Below are 20008 nucleotides of genomic sequence, written 5' to 3' on the forward strand. Positions count from 1 at the left end.
CTCCACGCGCGCGTGGACGACAACAGCGTCCACGTGCGCGTGCGGTGCGCCCATGGACAGCGGCCCGTACCCCGGTCGGCGGGGGTACGGGCCGCGCCCACGTCACGTCGTGACGGCCTGGCGGCGCTCCGCGGCGTACGCCATCGCATGCTCGACCACGCCGATGAGGACTTCCTTGACGGACTCCCGATCGCGGGCGTCGCACAGCAGCAGTGGCACGCCGTCGTCGAGATCGAGGGCCTGGCGTACGTCCTGGGCGGGATAACGGGCCGCTCCCTCGAAGCAGTTGATGCCGACGACGAAAGGTATGGCGCGCCGCTCGAAGTAGTCGACAGCGGCGAAGCAGTCCTCCAGACGGCGGGTGTCGGCGAGGACGACGGCGCCGAGGGCACCCTCGGAGAGCTCGTCCCACATGAACCAGAACCGCTCCTGGCCGGGCGTGCCGAAGAGGTACAGCACCAGGTCCTCGCGCAGGGTGATGCGGCCGAAGTCCATGGCCACGGTGGTGGTGTGCTTGCCCTCCACGCCGCTTGTGTCGTCGACCGGGCGTCCTGCTTCGGTGAGCAGTTCCTCGGTGCGCAGCGGCCTGATCTCGCTGACCGCGCCGACGAGGGTGGTCTTGCCCACGCCGAATCCGCCGGCCACCAGGATCTTGAGCGTGACGGGCTCGACCGGGGGCTTGCCGCGCTCAGAACGCCCGAAGATCATCGATCTCTTCTCCTGCTTGATGGGGTGCGGGCGACGGAGGTCCGTAGCCTCCGCCACCGGGGGTTTCGATGACGAGTACGTCGTCGGGGCCGACGTCCGCCGCGTCGCTTCCGGCGAGTTCGGTGACCGTGCCGTCCGCGTGTTCCACGCGGTTGGCGCCCAGCGCGCCGGGTTCGCCACCCGCCATACCGTACGGCGGGACGCGGCGGTGCTGCGACAGCGTGGAGACCGTCATCGGCTCGTGGAACCGGATGCGCCGCACCGCGCCGTCCCCGCCGCGCCACCTTCCGGCTCCGCCGCTGCCGGGCCGTACGGCGAACTCGTCGAGCTGCACGGGCAGTCGCCACTCCAGGACCTCGGGGTCGGTGAGCCGCGAGTTGGTCATGTGGGTCTGGACAACGGGCGCGCCGGGGAAGCCCTCGCCCGCGCCGGATCCGGAGGCGACGGTCTCGTAGTACTGGTGGCGGTCGTTGCCGAAGGTGACGTTGTTCATGGTGCCGGAGCCCTCGGCCTGCACGCCCAGCGCCGCGTAGAGCGCACCGGTGATGGCCTGGGAGGTCTCCACGTTGCCGGCGACGACCGCCGCGGGCGGCTCGGGCGCGAGCATGGAGCCCGGCGGGACGACGATGTCGAGGGGGCGCAGACAGCCGTCGTTGAGCGGGATGTCGTCGGCGACCAGGGTGCGGAAGACGTACAGGACAGCCGCGTTGACGACCGCGAAGGGCGCGTTGAAGTTGGTGGTCAGCTGCGGTGACGTGCCCGTGAAGTCGACGGTGGCGGAGCGGTTTGCACGGTCCACGCGCACGCTGACGCGGATGACGGCGCCGGAGTCGGTCTCGTAGGCGTACTCACCGTCGTCGAGGGCGTCGATGACCCGGCGGACGGCTTCTTCGGCGTTGTCCTGGACGTGCTTCATGTAGGCCTGTACGACGTCGAGGCCGAAGTTCTCGATCATGCGGGCGACTTCGTCGACGCCCTTCTGGTTGGCGGCGATCTGGGCGCGGAGGTCGGCGAGGTTGGTCTTGGGGTTGCGGGAGGGGTAGGGCGCCTCGGTGAGCAGGCGCAGCGTCTCCTCCTCGCGGTAGCGGCCGTGCTCGGCGAGCAGCCAGTTGTCGAAGAGGATGCCTTCCTCTTCGATGCTGCGGCTGTTCGCGGGCATGGAGCCGGGGGCGATGCCGCCGATCTCGGCGTGGTGGCCGCGGGCGGCGACGTAGAAGAGGATCTCCGGGTCACTCTCCGTGTCCGTCGGATCCTTGATGTCGAACACGGGGGTGATGACCGTGACGTCGGGCAGGTGGGTGCCGCCGTGGTACGGGTCGTTGACCGCGTACGTGTCTCCCGGCCGCATCGCGGAGCCGCGCCGTCGGATGACCTCCTTGACGCTGGTGCCCATCGAGCCCAGGTGGACGGGGATGTGCGGGGCGTTGGCCACCAGGTTTCCGTCCGGGTCGAAGAGCGCGCAGGAGAAGTCCAGCCGCTCCTTGATGTTGACGGACTGGGCGGTGGACTCCAGGCGGGCGCCCATCTGTTCGGCGATGGACATGAAGAGGTTGTTAAAGACCTCGAGCAGAACCGGGTCGGCTTTCGTGTCGAGATCGGAACTCTGCGTAATCGCCGCGCGTTCCATGACCAGATGCCCGTCGTGGGTCGTCGCGGCCCGCCAGCCGTAGTCGACGACGGTCGTCGCACTGGCCTCGGTGATGATCGCGGGGCCGGTGACGGTCTCGCCGGGGGGCAGTTCCTCGCGGCGGTGGAGGGGTACGTCGCGCCAGGCGCCGCCCGTGTGGAGGCGGGCGGTTTCGGGCGCGGCGGTGTGGCCCTGGTAGGTGGCCAGGGCGGAGAGATCGGGGGGTGCGGTGATGCCGGTGGCTTCGACGGAGAGGGCTTCGACGACGATCGGGCGGTCGAGGGTGAAGGAGTACGTGGCGCGATGACGTTCTTCGAAGGCGTGCCTCATCGTGTCGGGTTCGGTGAGCTCGACGATGAGGGGGGTGTCGGTGCCGTCGTAGCGCAGTTGGGCGCGCCGGGTGATCTGGATGCGGCTCTCCTGGACGTCCTCGGCGAGGAGTTCGGCGCGGGCGGCGCTCTCCAGGTCGTCGGCGGTCTTGCGGACGCCGGGCATGGAGGCGGGCTCCAGGGGTGCTTCCACGGACTGTTCGCGCATGGCCGTGGTGTCGGCGAGGCCGATACCGAGGGCGGAGAGGACACCGGCCATGGGCGGCACGAGGACGGTGCGGATGCCGAGCGAGTCGGCGACCATGCAGGCGTGCTGGCCGCCCGCACCACCGAAGGTGGTGAGGGCGTAGCGGGTGACGTCGTGACCCTTCTGGACGGAGATCCGCTTCACCGCGTTGGCGATGTTGGCGACGGCGATCTGCAGGTAACCCTCGGCGACCTGCTCGGGGGTTCGGTCGTCGCCGGTCCGCTCGCGGATTTCGCGCGCGAGGGCGGCGAAGCGGTCGCGGACGAGTGTGTCGTCGAGGGGCTGGTCGCCGTTCGGGCCGAACACCTTGGGGAAGTGGGCGGGTTGGATACGGCCGAGCATGACGTTGGCATCCGTGACGGCGAGTGGGCCGCCGCCCCGGTAGCAGGCGGGGCCCGGGTCCGCGCCCGCCGAGTCCGGCCCTACGCGGTAGCGGGAGCCGTCGAAGTGGAGGATCGAACCGCCGCCGGCCGCGACGGTGTGGATGTCCAGCATCGGGGCGCGCAGCCGCACGCCGGCGATCTGCGTGGTGAAGACGCGTTCGTACTCGCCCGCGAAGTGCGAGACGTCGGTGGAGGTGCCGCCCATGTCGAAGCCGATGACCCGGTCGAAGCCGGCGAGTTGCGACATGCGGGCCATGCCGACGATGCCGCCGGCCGGGCCGGACAGGATGGCGTCCTTGCCGCGGAACTGCCCCGCTTCGGCGAGGCCTCCGTTGGACTGCATGAACATCAGCCGCACGCCGTCGAGTTCACCGGCGACGCGCTGGACGTAGCGGCGCAGCACCGGCGAGAGGTAGGCGTCGACGACCGCGGTGTCCCCGCGCGGGACGAGTTTCATCAGCGGACTGACCTCGCTGGAGAGCGAGATCTGCGGGAAGCCGGTGCGGGCGGCCAGTTCCCCGACGGCCTGTTCGTGGGCCGGGTGGAGGTGGCTGTGCATGCAGACCACGGCGACGGCCCGGATTCCGTCGTCATAGGCCTGCTGAAGGGGACCGGCGAGGGCGTCCAGGTCGGGGGCGCGCAGGACGGCTCCGTCGGCGGCGATCCGTTCGTCGACCTCGACGACCCGCTCGTACAGCAGCTCGGGGAGTTCGATGCGGCGGGCGAAGATGCGGGGGCGATTCTGATACGCGATGCGCAGGGCGTCGCGGAAGCCGCGCGTGACGACCAGCAGGGTCCGTTCGCCCTTGCGTTCCAGGAGGGCGTTGGTGGCGACGGTCGTCCCCATGCGGACGGCCTCGACGGGCTCCTGGGAGCCGTCCAGCAGATGACGGACACCGGCGACCGCCGCGTCGGAGTACCGCGCCGGATTGTCGGACAGCAGTTTGTGTGTGAGCAGACGGCCGTCCGGGCGACGCGCGACGATGTCGGTGAAAGTGCCGCCTCGGTCGACCCAGAACTGCCAGCCCGTCGTCACATCCGTCTCCCCGATCGCACTGCTCGGCACCGTGTCCACAGCCCGGTGGGGGACCTGCTGCGGATGGTCGTCGACGATGGGTCAGATCATAACGGGAGGGCTGTTTCGGCGCCTGGGCCGCACCTGGTGACGGGGCGCCTCAGTGGGGCTCGTCCTCGCCCTTGGCCCGAAGAGGCGAGTGTTCACATAACGCGACGCCTGCGCGAATGGTGAAATTATGGAGAGGTTGCCAAGTAGGCCCCTCCAGGAGCCGAGGAAGAGATGCGCATGCCGAAGGCCGAGCGCCCCACCAGCACCACCAGCACCACCAGCACCACTGACACCACAGAGACCAACGAGTCCCCCTTGGCCATCGAGCCGGGAGGGGCGTCGGGCAAGGTCCAGTCGCTGGAGCGGGCGATCACCCTGTTGCAGGCGACGGCCGACAGCGCGCCGGACGGCGACACGGCGTCGAACCTGGCCGCGCGGTGCGGGCTCAACCGCGCCACGGCCTGGCGGCTGCTGTCCACGCTGGAGCAGCACGGCCTGGTCGAGCGCAGCCCGGTCACCAATCGCTACACGATCGGCTTCGCGGTCGCGCGGATGGCGTCGACCGCCGGCTTCGACGGCCTGATCCGCCGCGCGCACGCCACTTTGCGCCGGGTCAGCGAGCAGACCGGCGAGACCGCCAACCTCGCGGTGGTGCAGCAGCTCGGGCTGACCTATATCGACGAGGTGACGCCGCCGGTGGTACTGGCGGCCCAGTGGCTGGGTCGTCAGGTGCCGATGCACGCCACGTCCACGGGCAAGGCGCTGCTGGCCTGGCTGCCCGAGCAGGAGGCACAGTCACTGCTCGACGGGCCGCTCGACGCGTACACGGACACCACGATCACGGACCGGGCGCGACTGCGGGCCGAGCTTGAGCGGACCAGGGAGCGCGGTTACAGCGTCTGCGTCGGCGAGATGGAGCGGAACCTCTACGGGGTCTCCGCGCCGGTGCTGGGCGGCCTGGGCCGACCGTTCGCCGTGGTCAGCATCTGGGGTCCGCAGGACCGGGTCCCCGAGTCACGGTTCGCGGCGCTCGGGCCGCTCGTGCGGGCGGCGGCGGAGGAGATCGCACAGGCCGCACAGGGAGCACAGGCGCTTTGAGGAGTGATCTACGCGGGAGGAAGTCACGTTCAGTGTGCGCTATCGGCGTTCATTTCGCGCGACGCGTGCCCGCATTGTGAAACTGCGCTCTTGAGGACTTCGCCTTCCCGCGGCTAGGGTCGGAATCCTCCCGTCGCCCCACGCCTCTGCACAGAGAGGAACCAACGCGACCATGAACCAGGACGTCATCATCACCTGCGCCCTCACCGGCGCCGGGGACACCGTGCGCAAGAGCCCGCACGTCCCCGTCACCCCCGAGCAGATCGCCCTCTCCGCGGTGCAGGCCGCGGAGGCCGGTGCCGCCGCGGTCCACATCCATGTACGCGCCCCCGAGACCGGAGCGCCCTCCCGCGACCCTCGCCTGTACCGCGAGGTCGTCGAGCGGATCAAGGAGACCGGGACCGACGTCGTCATCAACCTCACCGCGGGCATGGGCGGCGACCTGGTCATCGACCCGGAGGAACCGCTCAGGCAACTCCCGGGCACCGACCTGGTCGGCGGACTGGAGCGGTTGCCGCACGTCGAAGACCTGCTGCCCGACATCTGCACCCTGGACTGCGGTTCGCTCAACTTCGGCGACGGGTCGAACCTGTATGTCTCCACACCCGACATGCTGCGTACCGGCGCCAAGCGTATCCAGGAGCTGGGCGTACGGCCGGAGTTGGAGATCTTCGACACCGGACACCTGTGGTTCGCCAAGCAGTTGCTCGCCGAGGGGCTGCTGGACGATCCGACCGTGTTCCAGCTGTGCATGGGCATCCCCTGGGGCGCGCCCGCCGACCCGGGAGTGCTCCAGTCGATGGTGAACATGCTGCCCGAGGGCGCCCAGTGGGCCAGCTTCGCGCTGGGCCGCATGCAGATGCCGTGGGTGGCGCAGTCGATGCTGCTCGGCGGCCATGTGCGGGTCGGTCTGGAGGACAACCTCTATCTGGGCAAGGGGGTCAAGGCGACGAACGCCGAGTTGGTGGAGCAAGCCGTGACGATCGTCGAGGCGTTGGGGGCGCGGGTCGCGACACCGGACGAGGCTCGGCTCAAGCTCGGCCTCAGGCCACGGAGTTGAGCTGTGGCTCATCCGTCCCGTTTTTTCAAGGAGCCCTCAGTGACGGAGACTTCCGCCCCCATCCCCTCCCCCGAGGACGCACGCCGCGTGGCCTGCGTGGGCGCCGGAGTGATCGGCGGCGGCTGGGTCGCCCACTTCCTCGCCCGCGGCTATGACGTCAGGGCGTGGGACCCGGCCCCCGACGCCGAGGCACGGTTGCGCCGCCTCGTCGACGCTGCCTGGCCCGCGCTCGAACAGCTCGGTCTCGCCCCCGGCGCCTCCGCCGACCGCCTCACGGTCACGGCGACGCTCGAAGAGGCGGTGGCCGAGGCCCAGTTCGTGCAGGAGAGTGCGCCGGAAAAGCTCGACCTCAAGCGCGACCTGCTGGCCGAGCTGGACGCAGCGACACCCGCCGGCGTCGTCATCGCCTCCTCCACCTCTGGCTATCCGATGACCGACATGCAGACCGAGGCGGTCACGCCCGGCCGGCTGGTCGTCGGCCACCCGTTCAACCCGCCCTATCTGATCCCGCTCGTCGAGGTCGTCGGCGGGGAACGGACGGACCCGGAGGCGGTGCGGTGGGCCTCCCGTTTCTACGAGGCGGCGGGCAAGTCCGTCATCACCCTTGACCGCGAGGTCCCCGGCTTCATCGCCAACCGGCTCCAGGAGGCCCTGTGGCGGGAGGCCCTGCACATGGTCGCGAGCGGTGAGGCGACGGTCCACGACATCGACCGGTCCATCACCGAGGGCCCGGGGCTGCGCTGGGCGATCATGGGTCCGATGCTCACCTTCGCCCTCGCGGGCGGCGAGGGCGGCATGGCCCACATGCTCGACCACTTCGGTCCGTCCCTGAAGTCCCCGTGGACCCGGCTGGCAGCCCCGGAACTGGACAAGGCGCTCTACGACGCCGTGGTCGCCGGCTGCGACGACGCGGCGGACGGCCGTACGATCGCCGACCTGGTCGCCGAACGCGACCGGGGAGTCATAGCGGTCCTGCGCGCCACCGGGCGCCTTCCCGGGGCCGGTGCCACGTGAGCGTGCCCGGGCTGCCGGACGGGCCAGAAATGCCAGGCGTGTCAGATCTCCCGGACCTGCCGGGCCTGCCGCTGTTCCGCGAGACCGTGCGCCCGGAGTGGATCGACTACAACGGGCACATGAGCGAGGCCTTCTACGTCCTGGTCTTCGGTCACGCGACGGACGCGCTGATGGAGCGTACGGGAATGGGGCCCGGGTACCGCGAGAGCACCGGCTGCTCGATGTACACGGTCGAGTCCCACATCCGCTACCTGCGGGACGTACCGGAGGGTGCTCGGCTCGCCGTACGCACCCGCGTGCTCGGCGCGGCCGGGAAGAAGGCGCGCCTCACGCACGAGATGTACGTCACCGCAGGCGTCGCAGGGCCGGAAGCGGAGGACGGGCCGGTCGCCACCACGGAGTTGCTCGCCCTCCACGTCGACCGGACATCGGGCCGGGCGACCCCCTTCCCCGATGCGGTCCGTGAGCGCCTCACGGCGCTGACGGAACCGCCTCCTTCATGGGCCGGGCGCTCGATCACAGCGCCCTGAGGCCGTTGATCACGTCCCGCAGAATGCTCTCGTCCGGCAGTTCGGCAGGAGGCACAGGCCGGTTGACGTGGACGAACTCCCCGGCCACGAGGTCGCCGACCAGTACGCGCACCACGCCGATGGGCAGGTTGAGTTCGGCGGCGAGTTCGGCGACCGACTGCGGGCTGTCACGGCACAGGTCGACGATGTCCACGTGTTCCGGGGACAGCGTGTGGTCGCCTTCCGCGTCGTCCGCCTGGGGTTCCGTGACGACCACCGCGATGAGGTCGAGGCGGTGCTGTCCCGTACTCGTGGTGCGGCCGCGCGTCATGGCATACGGACGGACGACCGGTCCGGCCTCGTCGTCGAACCAGTGGCTTCTTCCCTGACCGTCTGAGCTCATGTCATCCCACTACCCGCCCTGAGGCAGATCGGTGCGCGGAGCGGCACCCAGATGCACACCGACCCGCTTCACCAGGAGCGTCATCTCGTACGCCACCAGGCCTACGTCGGAATCCGCGTCCGAGAGGACCGCGAGGCAACTGCCGTCGCCGGCGGCCGTGACGAACAGGAAGGCGTCGTCGAGCTCGACGACCGTCTGCCGGACGTTGCCCGCCTCGAAGTGGCGGCCCACGCCCTTGGCGAGGCTGTGGAAACCGGAGGCGACGGCGGCCAGGTGCTCGCTGTCCTCCCGGGTCAGGTCTCTGGACACGCCCGTCGGCAGGCCGTCGCCGGAGAGCACGAGGGCCTTGCGGATGCTCGCGACGCGCTCCACGAGGTCGTCGAGGAGCCAGTTGAGCTCGCCGTTCTTGTTGCCCGCGGTGTGGTCGGTCGCCTTCGGTGCGGTCATCGACCGTCCCCCTTCGTTCCTTGTGGTGCTGTGCCGCTGTGGGCGTCGTCGCCCGCGGCGTTCTCCTCGCGGCCGCGCTGCCAGCCGCGCTGGAGCGAGGCCATACGGCTGCGTACCTCGTCGGCGTCCCGCTCGACCGGCTCCGCCGCGTCGTCGGTGCGCCGGCCGGTGCTCTGCTTCAGCTGCGGGGCCAGGTTCGCCTGGCGTACGCGGCGGGGCAGGGGAGCCGTGCCGGAGTCGGTTGGCTGGGGTGCTGCGCCGGGGCGTGTGGCGGGCGCGCTCGGCCCATTCGGCCCACTCGTCCCGCTCAGCCCGCTCAGCCCGCTCGACGTGATCTCGGCGTGCCGGTTGCGCCTGGGGAGGGCGGGGGCCTCGGGCCGTTCGGTGGTCGGAGGCTCGCTGCTCTGGTCGTCGAGGCGGTCGGCCACGTCGGTGCTCCGGCGCAGCGGGTTCGCGCCTCGGCGGCGGGTGGGCAGTGGGGCCGGTCCCAGTGGTGCGGCCGGCTGAGGGCGCGACCGGCTCGGGCCAGTCGGGGCCTCCTCGTCCGGCTCCTCGCGCCGGCCTCGCTGCTCGGTGACCGGGCGTCCGTGGGAGCTGACCAGCTTGGGGGTCAGGCGGCGCGGCATGGGGACCGCGGCGTCGAGGTCGTCGTCGGCCCGGTCCGTAGCGCCCGGCTCGGCGTGCCGGGGGGCCGTCTCCTCGTCCGTGCGGAGGGAGCGGCGCGGGCGGAACAGTCCGCCGCGTTCGCTGTCCTCCTCGTCGAGGGCGCCCGGGAAGTCGCCGAGGGCGTCGAGGTCGACGGGAGCCTCCAGTTCGACCGGGCCGTCCAGGAGCGCCGCCGGCAGGCTGGGCAGCTTCCCCTGCGCCTGGGAGAGCGGTGCGCGGCGGGCCTCCTCCAGCTCGGCCTCCTTGGAGGGCCGGGGCCGGTCGAGGCGGAAGCCGATGCCGTTGGTGTCCGGGACGTCGTCCGTCAGCAGCGTGTCGGGGATGAAGACAACGGCCGTGGTGCCCCCGTAGGGGGACGGCTGGAGGGAGACCCGGACGTGCTGCCGCTGGGCGAGCCGGCTGACCACGAACAGGCCCAGCCGGTCGGTGTCGGACAGTTCGAACTCCGGTGTCTCGGCGAGCCGGAGGTTGGCGTCCAGGAGCGCGTCGGCGGCCATGCCGAGGCCGCGGTCGTGGATCTCCAGGGTGAAGCCGTTGGCGACGCGCTCGCCGAGCACCTGGACGGCGGTGTGCGGCGGGGAGAACACCGTGGCGTTCTCCAGGAGTTCGGCGACGAGGTGCGTGAGGTCTGCGACGGCCGGGCCGGTGACGGCGACCCGGGGCAGTCGGCGGACCTCGATGCGCTCGTAGTCCTCGACCTCGGCGACGGCGGCGCGTACGACGTCCATGAGCTGGACGGGTTTGCGCCACTGCCGGGAGGGGGCGGCACCGGAGAGGATCACCAGGCCCTCGGCGTGCCGGCGCATGCGGGTGGTCAGGTGGTCGAGGCGGAAGAGGTCGGCGAGTTCGTCGGTGTCCTCGGTCCGCCGCTCCATGGCGTCGAGCAGGGTGAGCTGCTTGTGCAGGAGGACCTGGCTGCGGCGGGCGAGGTTCACGAAGACCTCGGACACGCCGGCCCGGAGCTCAGCCTGTTTGACGGCGGCCTCGACGGCGGCGCGTTGCAGGGTGTTGAGGGCCTGGCCGACCTCGCCGATCTCGTTCTTGTCGTACTCCAGGCGCGGGACCTCGGTCTCCACGTCGATCTGTTCGCCCACGGAGAGGCGGCGCATCACGCTGGGCAGCCGGACGCCGGACGCCTCGTGGGCCTCCAGGCGCAGTTGTCGCAGGTCGCGGATGAGGCCGCGGCCGACGCGCACGGACAGGACGAGCGAGAAGAGCAGGGCGGCGAGGCCGAGGAGGCCGGCGACGGCGGCCTTGACGATGACGGCCATGGCGTCGGGGCGGACGCGGTCCTGATAACGGTCGCCGGCCTGGTCGTTGAGCGTGGCGAGCTCGTCGAGGGCGCTGCCCGCGGCGGCGTCCCAGCTCTTGGCGCTCACCGCGCCGGGGGGCGGGCCGGGGTCGGAGGAGATGACGGCCTGTTCCGCCGACCGCAGCGGGGCGGTGGTGGCGTTCTTCCAGAAGCGTTCGTAGCGTTCGCGCTCCGCCGCCGGCAGCACCGGCAGGCTGATGTCGTACATCATGGTGCGCTGCGCGGCGAGGTCGGAGACGTCGCGGATCTCCTCGCGGGAGAGTCTTCCGACCACCAGGGCGGAGCCCAGCAGGGCGTCCTCGCGGGAGAGCAGTTCGCGGGCGCGGGTGATGTTCACCAGGACCCGGGCCTGCTTGTCCAGCTCCACGCTGTCGACGCCGTCCATGGAGGCCAGCAGGGCGTAGCAGGGGTCGACGAGACGGTTGTAGAGGTCGAGGGCCTGGGTCCTGTCGACCGTGCCCTCCTCGACGCTGCGGCGCAGGGAGTCGATGCCATCCAGCGCGTCCAGGATGGTGGTGAGGTGTTCGTCCTCGTCGGCGTCCAGTCCGTCGCGGACGTCGGGGTCCTTGGCGTTCTCCCGGATCTTGACGATGGCGTCGTCGGTAGCGCTGCGTGTGCTGCGCAGCGCGGACAGCGCGTCGGAGGCCCGGGGGTCGGCGAGATAGACGAGGGTCTGCCGGCGTTCCTGCTGGAGGACCCGGACGGTGTCCTCGGTGGGATAGCCGATCTTCTCGACGACGGACGACACGTGGAACAGCTGGGCGACTTCCCGGCCCGTGAGTACCGTGGCGAAGCCCCAGATCGCGATCAGGGACACCAGCGGCACGAGGAGCAGCGCCACGATCTTCCGGCGGATCGATTTCCCGCGAAAGCGCATGGCCTCCCCCAGCTCGACCCCCACCGGCAGGGGTACAGATGTGCGTCAACAAACGGCGCGAGCCTACTACTGACCCACACGCAACTCGAAGACCCGTCCGGAAGATGAACTTCCGCACCGAGGGCGAGACATGGTGAGTTGTCCGCCCATTGGAGGAGATTGCCTCCTGTCTTTCCTCGGCGGCCGCCGACAAGGACGTGATCGGTCCGACTGACCAGTTGGCCGGAATTTTGCGTTCGTTGGGAATCTTGAAGGGGATTCGTTCGTCGTACTTGTTGGGAGTTGGGGGCGGAATCGGCCACAGGAGCCGCAACCCGCACCCGGGCGGCGTAAATCAGCGCAAGCCGGGCAGCCACTGGGGAGCCGGGTCTTCGGACGCGGGGCGAGCGGTCTGCTGGCGGTGGGGAGTGACACGGTGATGGGCACGGCGGAGCGACAAGAGACGCTGCCGGACGGCGGGGCGGCGCGTGCGACGGCGCGGCGGCAACTCGAGGCGCCGGATCACGACATTCCGACGGACAGGGACGGAACGGCTGCGTACCGGAGTGCGGCCGAACCCGTTGAGCGCGGTGGGCGCGGTGGGCGCGGCGCGGCACAAGAGCAGCCCGAATACCGGCCGTTGTGGATCGAGGAGCCCGCGCGGCGGCGCCGGTTGCCCGATCCGGTGCGGACGTCGGCGGTGCGGGCGGTGCTGATCATCGCCGTGACGCTGATCCAGGCGATGGTGGCCTTCCTGTGCACCATGGCCGGTTCCTGGCTGGCGTTCCCCATGGTGATCAGCAGCGTCGTCAGCACCGTGGTGGCCACCTGGGGCGCCCTCGACGTCTGGGTGACCCGCCAGGTGTGGAACCAGCGGCATGGCGTGGTGTCCACGCCCAGCAGCACCGCGCGTGCCCTGCGGCGCGAGCGGCGCAAGGCACGGCGACAGGCGCGGGCCGCCGAGCGGGCCCAGGAGCGAATACGTCGGCAGGGCGGCGCGGGCCAGCTGTCGCACTCCTGAGGACCGGTTCACGGCGGTCCGGCAAACGACTCACGGCGGTCCGGCTCACGGCGGTCCGGCTCACGGCGCACGCCGTCCGGGCCTCCTCCGGGCCCGTGGCGTTCAGAGCGCGGCCGGCTGCGGCCTGCTCCCTCCGCGGACGAGTTCCCGTCGCGCCCGCATGAAGGGGCGCGGCCGGTCCACGGAGAGCACCGCGGTGGTACGCCCGTCCCGTTCGTACAGGGCGAGGAAGCCGCCCTCGGCCGGTGCGCCGTCGGCGAGTTCGCCCTCGGCGATGCGGACGGTGTCCCCGTCCTGTCGACGGCCGGCGAACTGGATGCGGGCGCCGTACTGGTCCGACCAGAAGTACGGCAGTGAGCCCACGGTCTGAAGCGTGCGTCCGGCGAGCAGATTGGCCACGGCGACCCGGGGTTGCTCCGTCGCGGACGTCCAGTGTTCGGCGCGGGTGCCGCCGACGCGGGCGACATCGCCGACGGCGACCACCTGCGGCAGGGCCGTCACACAGCCGTCGTCGCACAGCACACCGTCGTGCAGGGCGAGCGTCGAGCCCGCCAGCCAGGCGGTGTTGGGAGTGGCGCCGATGCCGACGATCACTGTGTCGGCGGGCAGGACCCGGCCGTCGGAGAGTGCGACGCCGGTGACGGCGGCGGTGCCGCGCAGTCCGGCCACCCCGGTGCCCGTGACCAGGTCCACCTCGCCCCGCCGGTGGAGCGCGGCGCACACGGCGGCCATCTCGGCGCCGAGGTGGGGCACGAGCGGGAGCGGAGCGGCCTCGACGACGGTGACGGCGTGGCCGAGGGCGGCGCAGGAGGACGCGGTCTCGGCACCGATGAAGCCGCCGCCGATGACGACGACCTGACGCGGACCGCCGCCGAGTTCGTCGCGCAGGGCACGGGCGTCGTCGAGGGTGCGCAGGGTGTGCACCCCGGTGAGACGGGAGCCCGGGAGGCGGCGGGCCGAGGCCCCGGTGGCGATGACGACGCCGTCGGTGGACACCGTACGGCCGTCGTCGAGCAGCACGGTCCGGCCGCGGGCGTCGAGGCCACGGGCCCGTTTGCCGAGCAGCCACTCGGCGTCGAGCCCGGTGGTCTCCTCATCGTCCGTGAGGGCGAGGTGGTCCTCGCTCGCGCGGCCGGTGAGGAAGTCCTTGGAGAGGGGAGGCCGGTCGTACGGGCGGTGAGGTTCGTCGCCGACGATCACCAGGCGTCCGTCGAAGCCCTGGGAGCGCAGTTCCCGGGCCGCGTACAGACCGGAGAGGGAGGCGCCGACCACGGTCACGGTCCTCATGCGGCGGTACCCTCCTCCGCGGCGACGTGGACATGGATCATGCCGTCGTCGACGCTGACGCGATGGGTGCGGACGGGGCGCCGGGCCGGGAGGCAGGTCGGCTGTCCGGTGCGGAGATCGAATGAAGCCGCGTGCAGCGGGCATTCGACCAGACAGCCCTCCAGCCAGCCCTCGGAGAGGGAGGCGTCCTGGTGGGTGCAGGTGTCGTCGATGGCGTACAGCTCGCCGTCCTCGGTGCGGAACACGGCGATGGGCGGTGTCGTCCCGACGCGGACGGACTCGCCCTCGGGGAGGTCTTCGAAGCGGCAGACGGGAATCACGGGCCCCCCTCTCGGTCCGGGACGCTCGGTCCGGACCTGTGTGGTCCAGGTTGATCAGGGAGTGCGGACCGCCGTTGGTCCGACAGCAGGCAGTGTGGAAGCAAGGAGTTGTGCTCGAGCGAGGAGTTCAGTCGGCGCCGGACCTTTGCCGAACCTTCGTCGAACCTTCGTCGGTCCGACCCGGTCACGCCGATCCGTGCTGTTCGGCCCCCTACCGGGCGCCGGACGCTTCGGTAACATGATGTTTCGTATGACGCATGAGCGAGCGCCATGCGCAACAGAATCCGGGCGGGACGACCGTCGCGTCAAGGGTTTCCCGCAGATGCGGCCCGAACCGGGCCCCAAGGTGGTTGAGAGTTGAGCCATGACCCGCACGCAGAAGCAGTCCGACCGTAGCGAGGAGAAGGCCGCGAACCCGGAGAAGAACGGCAGAGGGGCAGCCAGCGCCGTCCAGTCGGTGGACCGCGCCGTGAGCGTGCTGGAGATCCTGGCCCGGCACGGCGAGGCGGGCGTCACCGAGATCGCCGACGAGCTGGACGTGCACAAGTCCACCGCGTTCCGGCTGCTCGGCGTCCTGGAGAACCGCGGTCTGGTGGCCCAGGCCAAGGACCGCGGCAAGTACTACCTGGGCGCCGGCGTACTACGCCTGGCGGGGGCGGCGGCAGTACGGCTGGACATCTCGCAGGAGGGCGTCCCGGTCTGCCGGGAAGTCGCCGACGAGCTGGGCGAGACGGTGAACATCGCGGTCCTGGACGACGATGCGGCGGTCAACATCATGCAGGCCCGCGGCACCGCGTCCGTGACAGCGCAGAACTGGCTGGGCAGACGCACCCCGTTGCACGCCACCTCCAGCGGCAAGGTGCTCCTCGCGCACATGCCGCCCACCCTGCGCGAGGGCCTGCTCGCGCGCTCTCTGCCGCGCTTCACGGAGCGGACCATCACCGGCACCTCCGTGCTGCGGAGCGAGCTGGAGGCCGTGGTGGAGCAGGGCTACGGCATCGCCGTCGAGGAACTGGAGCTGGGCCTGGCCGCCGTGGCCGCCCCGATCCGCTCGCACGACGGCAAGGTCATCGCCGCCATCAGCGTCTCGGGGCCGGTGTACCGCCTGACCAGCGACCAGCTGCCGGAGCTGGCCAAGCGCGCGGTGGAGGCCGGAGCCGAGCTCTCACGGCGGATGGGATACGGCTTCTAGCCGACTCGGCCACAACGTCCGAACGGCCGCCGAACAGCCACCGCGCGAACGCGAAACCAGCGGCGCGGGACCGGGAATCTCCTGGTCCCGCGCCGTCGTGTGTCCGGCTTGTTTCGCCCCGACCCGTTCCTTTTGCCAAGGGTTAACTCGCACCTCTTGACGGCCCTCGACGGCGTTCCCACTATGTTCCTCATAGCGCAACCCATCGTGCATTGCGCAACAGCAGAGGAGCTTGGTCGTGCCACACGAGGTCCGTGCCGTAGTCGCTGTGAAGAAGGGCGCACCCGTCGAGGTGCAGACGATCATCGTCCCCGACCCGGGTCCCGGAGAGGTGCTCGTCGCCGTGCAGGCCTGCGGGGTCTGTCACACGGACCTGCACTACCGGGAAGGCGCGATCAACGACGACTTCCCGTTCCTGCTGGGCCATGAGGCGGCCGGCACGATCGAGGCGGTCGGGGAAGGGGTCACGGACCTCAAGCCCGGTGACTACGTGGTGCTGGCGTGGCGTGCGCCCTGCGGTTCCTGCCGTTCCTGTCGCCGTGGCCGCCCCTGGTACTGCTTCGACTCCCGCAACGCCACCCAGCCGATGACCCTGCTGGACGGCACCCCGCTCAGCAACGCCCTCGGCATCGGCGCCTTCGCCGAGAAGACCCTGGTCGCGGCGGGCCAGGCGGTGAAGATCGACCCGGCCGCCCGCCCCGAGGCCGCGGGTCTCATCGGCTGCGGCGTGATGGCGGGGTACGGCGCCGCGGTCAACACCGGCAAGGTCGGCCGCGGCGACTCGGTCGCCGTCATCGGCTGCGGCGGCGTCGGCAACGCGGCCATCGCGGGCGCCTGCCTGAACGGTGCCATGAAGGTCATCGCCGTGGACATCGACGACAAGAAGCTCGACCAGGCGGAGAAGTTCGGCGCCACGCACACCGTCAACTCCCGTGGCACGGACCCAGTTGAGGCGGTCCGCGCACTCACCGACGGCCACGGCGTGGACATCGCGATCGACGCGGTGGGCCGCCCGGAGACCTTCAAGCAGGCCTTCTACATGCGCGACCACGCGGGCCTGCTGGTCCAGGTCGGCGTGCCCTCCCCCGAGATGAAGGTCGAGCTCCCGCTGATCGACGTCTTCTCGCGCGGCGGCGCCATCAAGTCGTCCTGGTACGGCGACTGCCTGCCGAGCCGCGACTTCCCGTTCCTGATCGACCAGTACCTGTACGGGCTGCTGGACCTGAACGCCTTCGTCAGCGAGACCATCGCACTCGACCAGGTCGAGGAGGCCTTCGGCAAGATGCACCGCGGTGAGGTGCTCCGCTCGGTGGTGGTCCTGTGAGCGACAAGGACCACGCGGTACGCATCGACCGGGTCGTCACGAAGGGCACCTTCAGCCTGGACGGCGAGACCTTCGACGTCGACAACAACGTCTGGCTGGTCGGCGACGACGAGCAGGTGCTGATCGTCGACGCCGCCCATGACGCCCGTGCGATCCACCAGGCGGTCGCGGGCCGGCATGTCACCGCCATCGCCTGCACCCACGCCCACGACGACCACGTCGACGCGGCGGCCGAGCTCTCCGTCCTGACCGGTGCACCGGTCCTGCTGCACGCCGACGACCACGAGCTCTGGTCCCACACCCACCCCGGCCGCAAACCGGACGGCGAGCTGACCGACGGCCGGATCCTGACCGTGGCCGGCATCGAGGTCCACGTCATCCACAACCCCGGGCACACCTGGGGCAGTTGCTCGCTGTACGCCCCGTTCCTGAACGCCGTGTTCACCGGCGACACGCTCTTCCACGGCGGCCCCGGCGCCACCGGCCGCTCCTACTCGGACCGCCCCACCATCGAGGCGTCCATCCGCAACCGGCTGCTCACCCTGCCCGGCGACACCGCCGTCCACACCGGGCACGGCCAGGACACGACGATCGCCGCCGAGCGGCCCAACGTGCCCGCCGCATAAGCGACTTCCCCGTCCCCCTGCCATCCCCGCCACCGCAAGGAGGGGCATGTCCAGCACGCCCGAAAACCACCCTCACTCCCCCCGTGTGGTCATCGTCGGCGCCGGCATCGTCGGCTGTTCCCTCGCCGACGAACTGACCGCCCGCGGCTGGACCGACGTCACCGTCCTGGAACAGGGCCCGCTGCCCGCCCCCGGCGGCTCCACCTCGCACGCGCCCGGCCTCGTCTTCCAGACCAGCCCGTCGAAGACGCTCGCCGAGTTCGCCAAGTACACCGTCGAGAAGTTCGTCTCCCTCGAAGTGGACGGCCTCCCCTGCTTCAACCAGGTCGGCGGCCTGGAGCTCGCCACCACCCCGGAGCGCCTCGCCGAACTGCACCGCAGGGCCGGTTACGCCGCCGCCTGGGGCATCCGCGGCGAGATCGTCAGTGCCGCCCGCTGCAAGGAGCTCTGGCCGCTGCTCGACGAGTCGGTGGTGCTCGGCGGCTTCCACACCCCCGACGACGGCCTCGCCCGCGCCCTGCTCGCGTCCCGTGCCCAGATGGACCGGGCCACGGAAAGGGGCGCCCGCTTCCTGGAGCGCCACACGGTCACCGGGATCGAGAAGGAAGGCGGCAAGGTCACCGCCGTGGTCACCGACCAGGGCACCTTCCCCGCCGACCACGTCGTCTCCGCGGCCGGATTCTGGGGCCCGGTCATCGGCCGCATGGCGGGCATCGACATCCCCCTGCAGCCGCTCGCGCACCAGTACGCGAAGACCAAGCCGCTCCCCGAACTCCAGGACCACGAGGCGGAGGCCTCCAGGCCGATCCTCCGCTTCCAGGACCGCGACCTCTACTTCCGCGAGCACACCGACCGCTTGGGCATCGGCTCCTACGCTCACCAGCCCCTGCCGGTCGACCCGTTCGCCGTCCTGCCGTACGACGAGGCCCGGGCGCAGAACCTGGACATGCCCTCCTCCTTTCCCTTCACCGAGGAGGACTGGGCGCCGAGCTGGGAGGACTGCCGCTGGCTGGTCCCCGCCCTGCGGGACGCCGAGATCGAGGCCGGCTTCAACGGCGTCTTCTCCTTTACTCCCGACGGCATGCCGGTCGTCGGCGAGTCGCGGCAACTGCGCGGCTTCTGGCTGGCCGAGGCCGTGTGGGTCACCCACTCCGCCGGTGTGGCGAAGGCCGTCGCCGAGTGGATGGTCGACGGACGGCCCGCCCTCGACCTGCACGAGTGCGACCTCACGCGTTTCGAGGAGGCGCAGCGTTCACCGTCGTACATCCGTGAACGCGGTTCACAGCAGTTCGTCGAGGTGTACGACGTCCTCCACCCGCTCCAGCCCATGGAGCAGCCGCGCCCCCTGCGCGTCAGCCCCTTCTACGCCCGTCAGCAGCAGCTGGGCGCGTACTTCCTGGAGGGCGGCGGCTGGGAGCGCCCGCACTGGTACGAGGCGAACGCGCCCCTCGCCGAAGGACTGGAGCTCCCCGAGCGCGACGCCTGGTCGGCCCGGTACTGGTCCCCGATCGCGGCCGCCGAAGCGAAGGCAACCCGCGAAAAGGTCGCCCTCTACGACATGACCCCCCTGCGGCGCCTCGAAGTCACCGGCCCCGGAGCCCTCGACTTCCTGAACCGCATGACCACCAACAACCTCCGCAAGAAGCCCGGCGCAGTCACCTACACCCTCCTCCTCGACGAGACCGGCGGCGTCCGCTCCGACCTAACCATCGCCCGCCTCGCCCCCGACCGCTTCCAGGTCGGCGCCAACTCACCCGGCGACCTCGACTGGCTGGCCCGCTACGCCCCGGCCGACGTCCACCTCAAGGACATCACCTCCGGAACCTGCTGCATCGGCGTCTGGGGCCCCCTCGCCCGGGACCTCGTCCAGCCCCTGACCCGCGACGACTTCTCGCACGAGGCCTTCGGCTACTTCCGCGCGAAGGAGACGTACCTCGGGCACGTCCCGATGACGGCGATGCGCCTGTCGTACGTCGGCGAGCTCGGCTGGGAGCTCTACACCACCGCCGACCTGGGCCTGCGCCTGTGGGACACGCTGTGGGAGGCCGGCCGGGACCTCGGCGTGATCGCGGCCGGCCGCTCGGCCTTCAACTCCCTGCGCCTGGAGAAGGGGTACCGGGCTTGGGGCACCGACATGACCGACGAGCACTCCCCGTACGAGGCGGGCGTCGGCTTCGCGGTCCGGGCCGACAAGGAGTTCGTGGGGCGCGAGGCGCTCACCGACGCGCCCCTCACCCGCAAGCTCACGCCCCTCCTCCTCGACGACCCCGCCGCCGTGGTCCTCGGCAAGGAGCCGGTCTACGTCGACGGCGCCCCCGCCGGCTACGTGACGAGCGCCGCGTACGGCTACACGCTCGGCCGCTGCATCACGTACGCCTGGCTGCCGGCCGGACTCACCACCGGCACCGGCGTGCACATCGAGTACTTCGGCGAGAAGGTCCCGGCGACGGTCGCCGACGAGCCCCTCTTCGACCCGAAGATGACCCGCATCCGCCGATGACGACCGCCGACCA

16 protein-coding genes are annotated in these 20008 nt (G+C 70.9%); 9 read left to right on the forward strand and 7 right to left on the reverse strand.

Going from position 1 to position 20008, the window contains the following annotated elements; genetic code table 11:
- Window positions 1–102 precede the first annotated feature (102 nt).
- Together AC5P09_RS03100 and AC5P09_RS03105 are read right to left on the reverse strand one after the other, a co-directional pair.
- Complete coding sequence (locus tag AC5P09_RS03100) at window positions 103–708, reverse strand: GTP-binding protein (protein WP_266443316.1); 606 nt, start codon at window positions 706–708, stop codon at window positions 103–105.
- Complete coding sequence (locus AC5P09_RS03105) at window positions 689–4360, reverse strand: hydantoinase B/oxoprolinase family protein (protein ID WP_493872326.1); 3672 nt, start codon at window positions 4358–4360, stop codon at window positions 689–691. The genes AC5P09_RS03100 and AC5P09_RS03105 overlap by 20 nt, the downstream gene beginning before the upstream one ends.
- 231 nt (window positions 4361–4591) lie before the next feature.
- Between AC5P09_RS03105 and AC5P09_RS03110 the strand changes: the two genes are divergently transcribed.
- The 4 genes from AC5P09_RS03110 (at window position 4592) to AC5P09_RS03125 (ending at window position 8062) form a co-directional block, all read left to right on the forward strand.
- A complete protein-coding gene (locus AC5P09_RS03110; protein ID WP_493872327.1) occupies window positions 4592–5458 on the forward strand; it encodes an IclR family transcriptional regulator in 867 nt (288 codons plus the stop codon).
- 172 nt (window positions 5459–5630) lie between these two features.
- The gene (locus tag AC5P09_RS03115; protein ID WP_493872328.1) at window positions 5631–6518 is read left to right on the forward strand and encodes a beta-keto acid cleavage family enzyme; all 888 of its coding nucleotides are present in this window, start codon (window positions 5631–5633) and stop codon (window positions 6516–6518) included.
- Between the two features lie 60 nt (window positions 6519–6578).
- Entirely contained in the window at window positions 6579–7532 is a 954-nt protein-coding gene (locus tag AC5P09_RS03120; protein ID WP_493872558.1) for a 3-hydroxyacyl-CoA dehydrogenase NAD-binding domain-containing protein, read from the forward strand.
- A 56-nt stretch (window positions 7533–7588) separates the two neighbouring features.
- A complete protein-coding gene (locus AC5P09_RS03125; protein ID WP_493872559.1) occupies window positions 7589–8062 on the forward strand; it encodes a thioesterase family protein in 474 nt (157 codons plus the stop codon).
- On the opposite strand, the gene AC5P09_RS03130 is transcribed toward AC5P09_RS03125, so the two are convergent.
- From AC5P09_RS03130 to AC5P09_RS03140, 3 genes are read right to left on the reverse strand one after another with little or no spacing between them, the layout of a single operon-like run.
- Entirely contained in the window at window positions 8049–8444 is a 396-nt protein-coding gene (locus AC5P09_RS03130) for a DUF742 domain-containing protein (protein WP_493872329.1), read from the reverse strand. The two genes, AC5P09_RS03125 and AC5P09_RS03130, sit on opposite strands and share 14 nt — an antisense overlap.
- A 9-nt stretch (window positions 8445–8453) precedes the next feature.
- Window positions 8454–8891: a roadblock/LC7 domain-containing protein gene (locus AC5P09_RS03135; RefSeq protein ID WP_266443301.1), complete on the reverse strand. Its 438-nt coding sequence runs from the start codon at window positions 8889–8891 to the stop codon at window positions 8454–8456.
- Complete coding sequence (locus tag AC5P09_RS03140) at window positions 8888–11746, reverse strand: nitrate- and nitrite sensing domain-containing protein (RefSeq protein ID WP_493872330.1); 2859 nt, start codon at window positions 11744–11746, stop codon at window positions 8888–8890. The genes AC5P09_RS03135 and AC5P09_RS03140 overlap by 4 nt, the downstream gene beginning before the upstream one ends.
- Window positions 11747–12164: 418 nt before the next feature.
- Here AC5P09_RS03140 and AC5P09_RS03145 point away from each other — a divergent pair, with 418 nt between their 5' ends.
- A complete protein-coding gene (locus tag AC5P09_RS03145; protein ID WP_493872331.1) occupies window positions 12165–12746 on the forward strand; it encodes a hypothetical protein in 582 nt (193 codons plus the stop codon).
- Window positions 12747–12848: 102 nt separating this feature from the next.
- Here the strand turns inward: AC5P09_RS03145 and AC5P09_RS03150 are convergent, their stop codons facing one another.
- Entirely contained in the window at window positions 12849–14033 is a 1185-nt protein-coding gene (locus tag AC5P09_RS03150; RefSeq protein ID WP_493872332.1) for an NAD(P)/FAD-dependent oxidoreductase, read from the reverse strand.
- A complete protein-coding gene (locus AC5P09_RS03155; RefSeq protein ID WP_493872333.1) occupies window positions 14030–14353 on the reverse strand; it encodes a bifunctional 3-phenylpropionate/cinnamic acid dioxygenase ferredoxin subunit in 324 nt (107 codons plus the stop codon). Before AC5P09_RS03155 ends, AC5P09_RS03150 begins: the two co-directional genes overlap by 4 nt.
- Window positions 14354–14717: 364 nt before the next feature.
- Here AC5P09_RS03155 and AC5P09_RS03160 point away from each other — a divergent pair, with 364 nt between their 5' ends.
- The 4 genes from AC5P09_RS03160 to AC5P09_RS03175 all read left to right on the forward strand — a co-directional run bounded on the left by AC5P09_RS03160 (window position 14718) and on the right by AC5P09_RS03175 (window position 19995).
- On the forward strand, window positions 14718–15545 hold the full coding sequence (locus AC5P09_RS03160) for an IclR family transcriptional regulator (RefSeq protein ID WP_493872334.1): 828 nt from the start codon (window positions 14718–14720) through the stop codon (window positions 15543–15545).
- A 238-nt stretch (window positions 15546–15783) separates the two neighbouring features.
- Window positions 15784–16869, forward strand: coding sequence for an S-(hydroxymethyl)mycothiol dehydrogenase (locus AC5P09_RS03165; protein ID WP_493872335.1), 1086 nt, complete (start codon window positions 15784–15786; stop codon window positions 16867–16869).
- Window positions 16866–17495: an MBL fold metallo-hydrolase gene (locus AC5P09_RS03170; RefSeq protein WP_493872336.1), complete on the forward strand. Its 630-nt coding sequence runs from the start codon at window positions 16866–16868 to the stop codon at window positions 17493–17495. Before AC5P09_RS03165 ends, AC5P09_RS03170 begins: the two co-directional genes overlap by 4 nt.
- 46 nt (window positions 17496–17541) lie before the next feature.
- Entirely contained in the window at window positions 17542–19995 is a 2454-nt protein-coding gene (locus AC5P09_RS03175) for a GcvT family protein (protein WP_493872337.1), read from the forward strand.
- Window positions 19996–20008: the final 13 nt, after the last annotated feature.

The sequence above is a fragment of the Streptomyces sp. a15 genome (assembly GCF_059026085.1).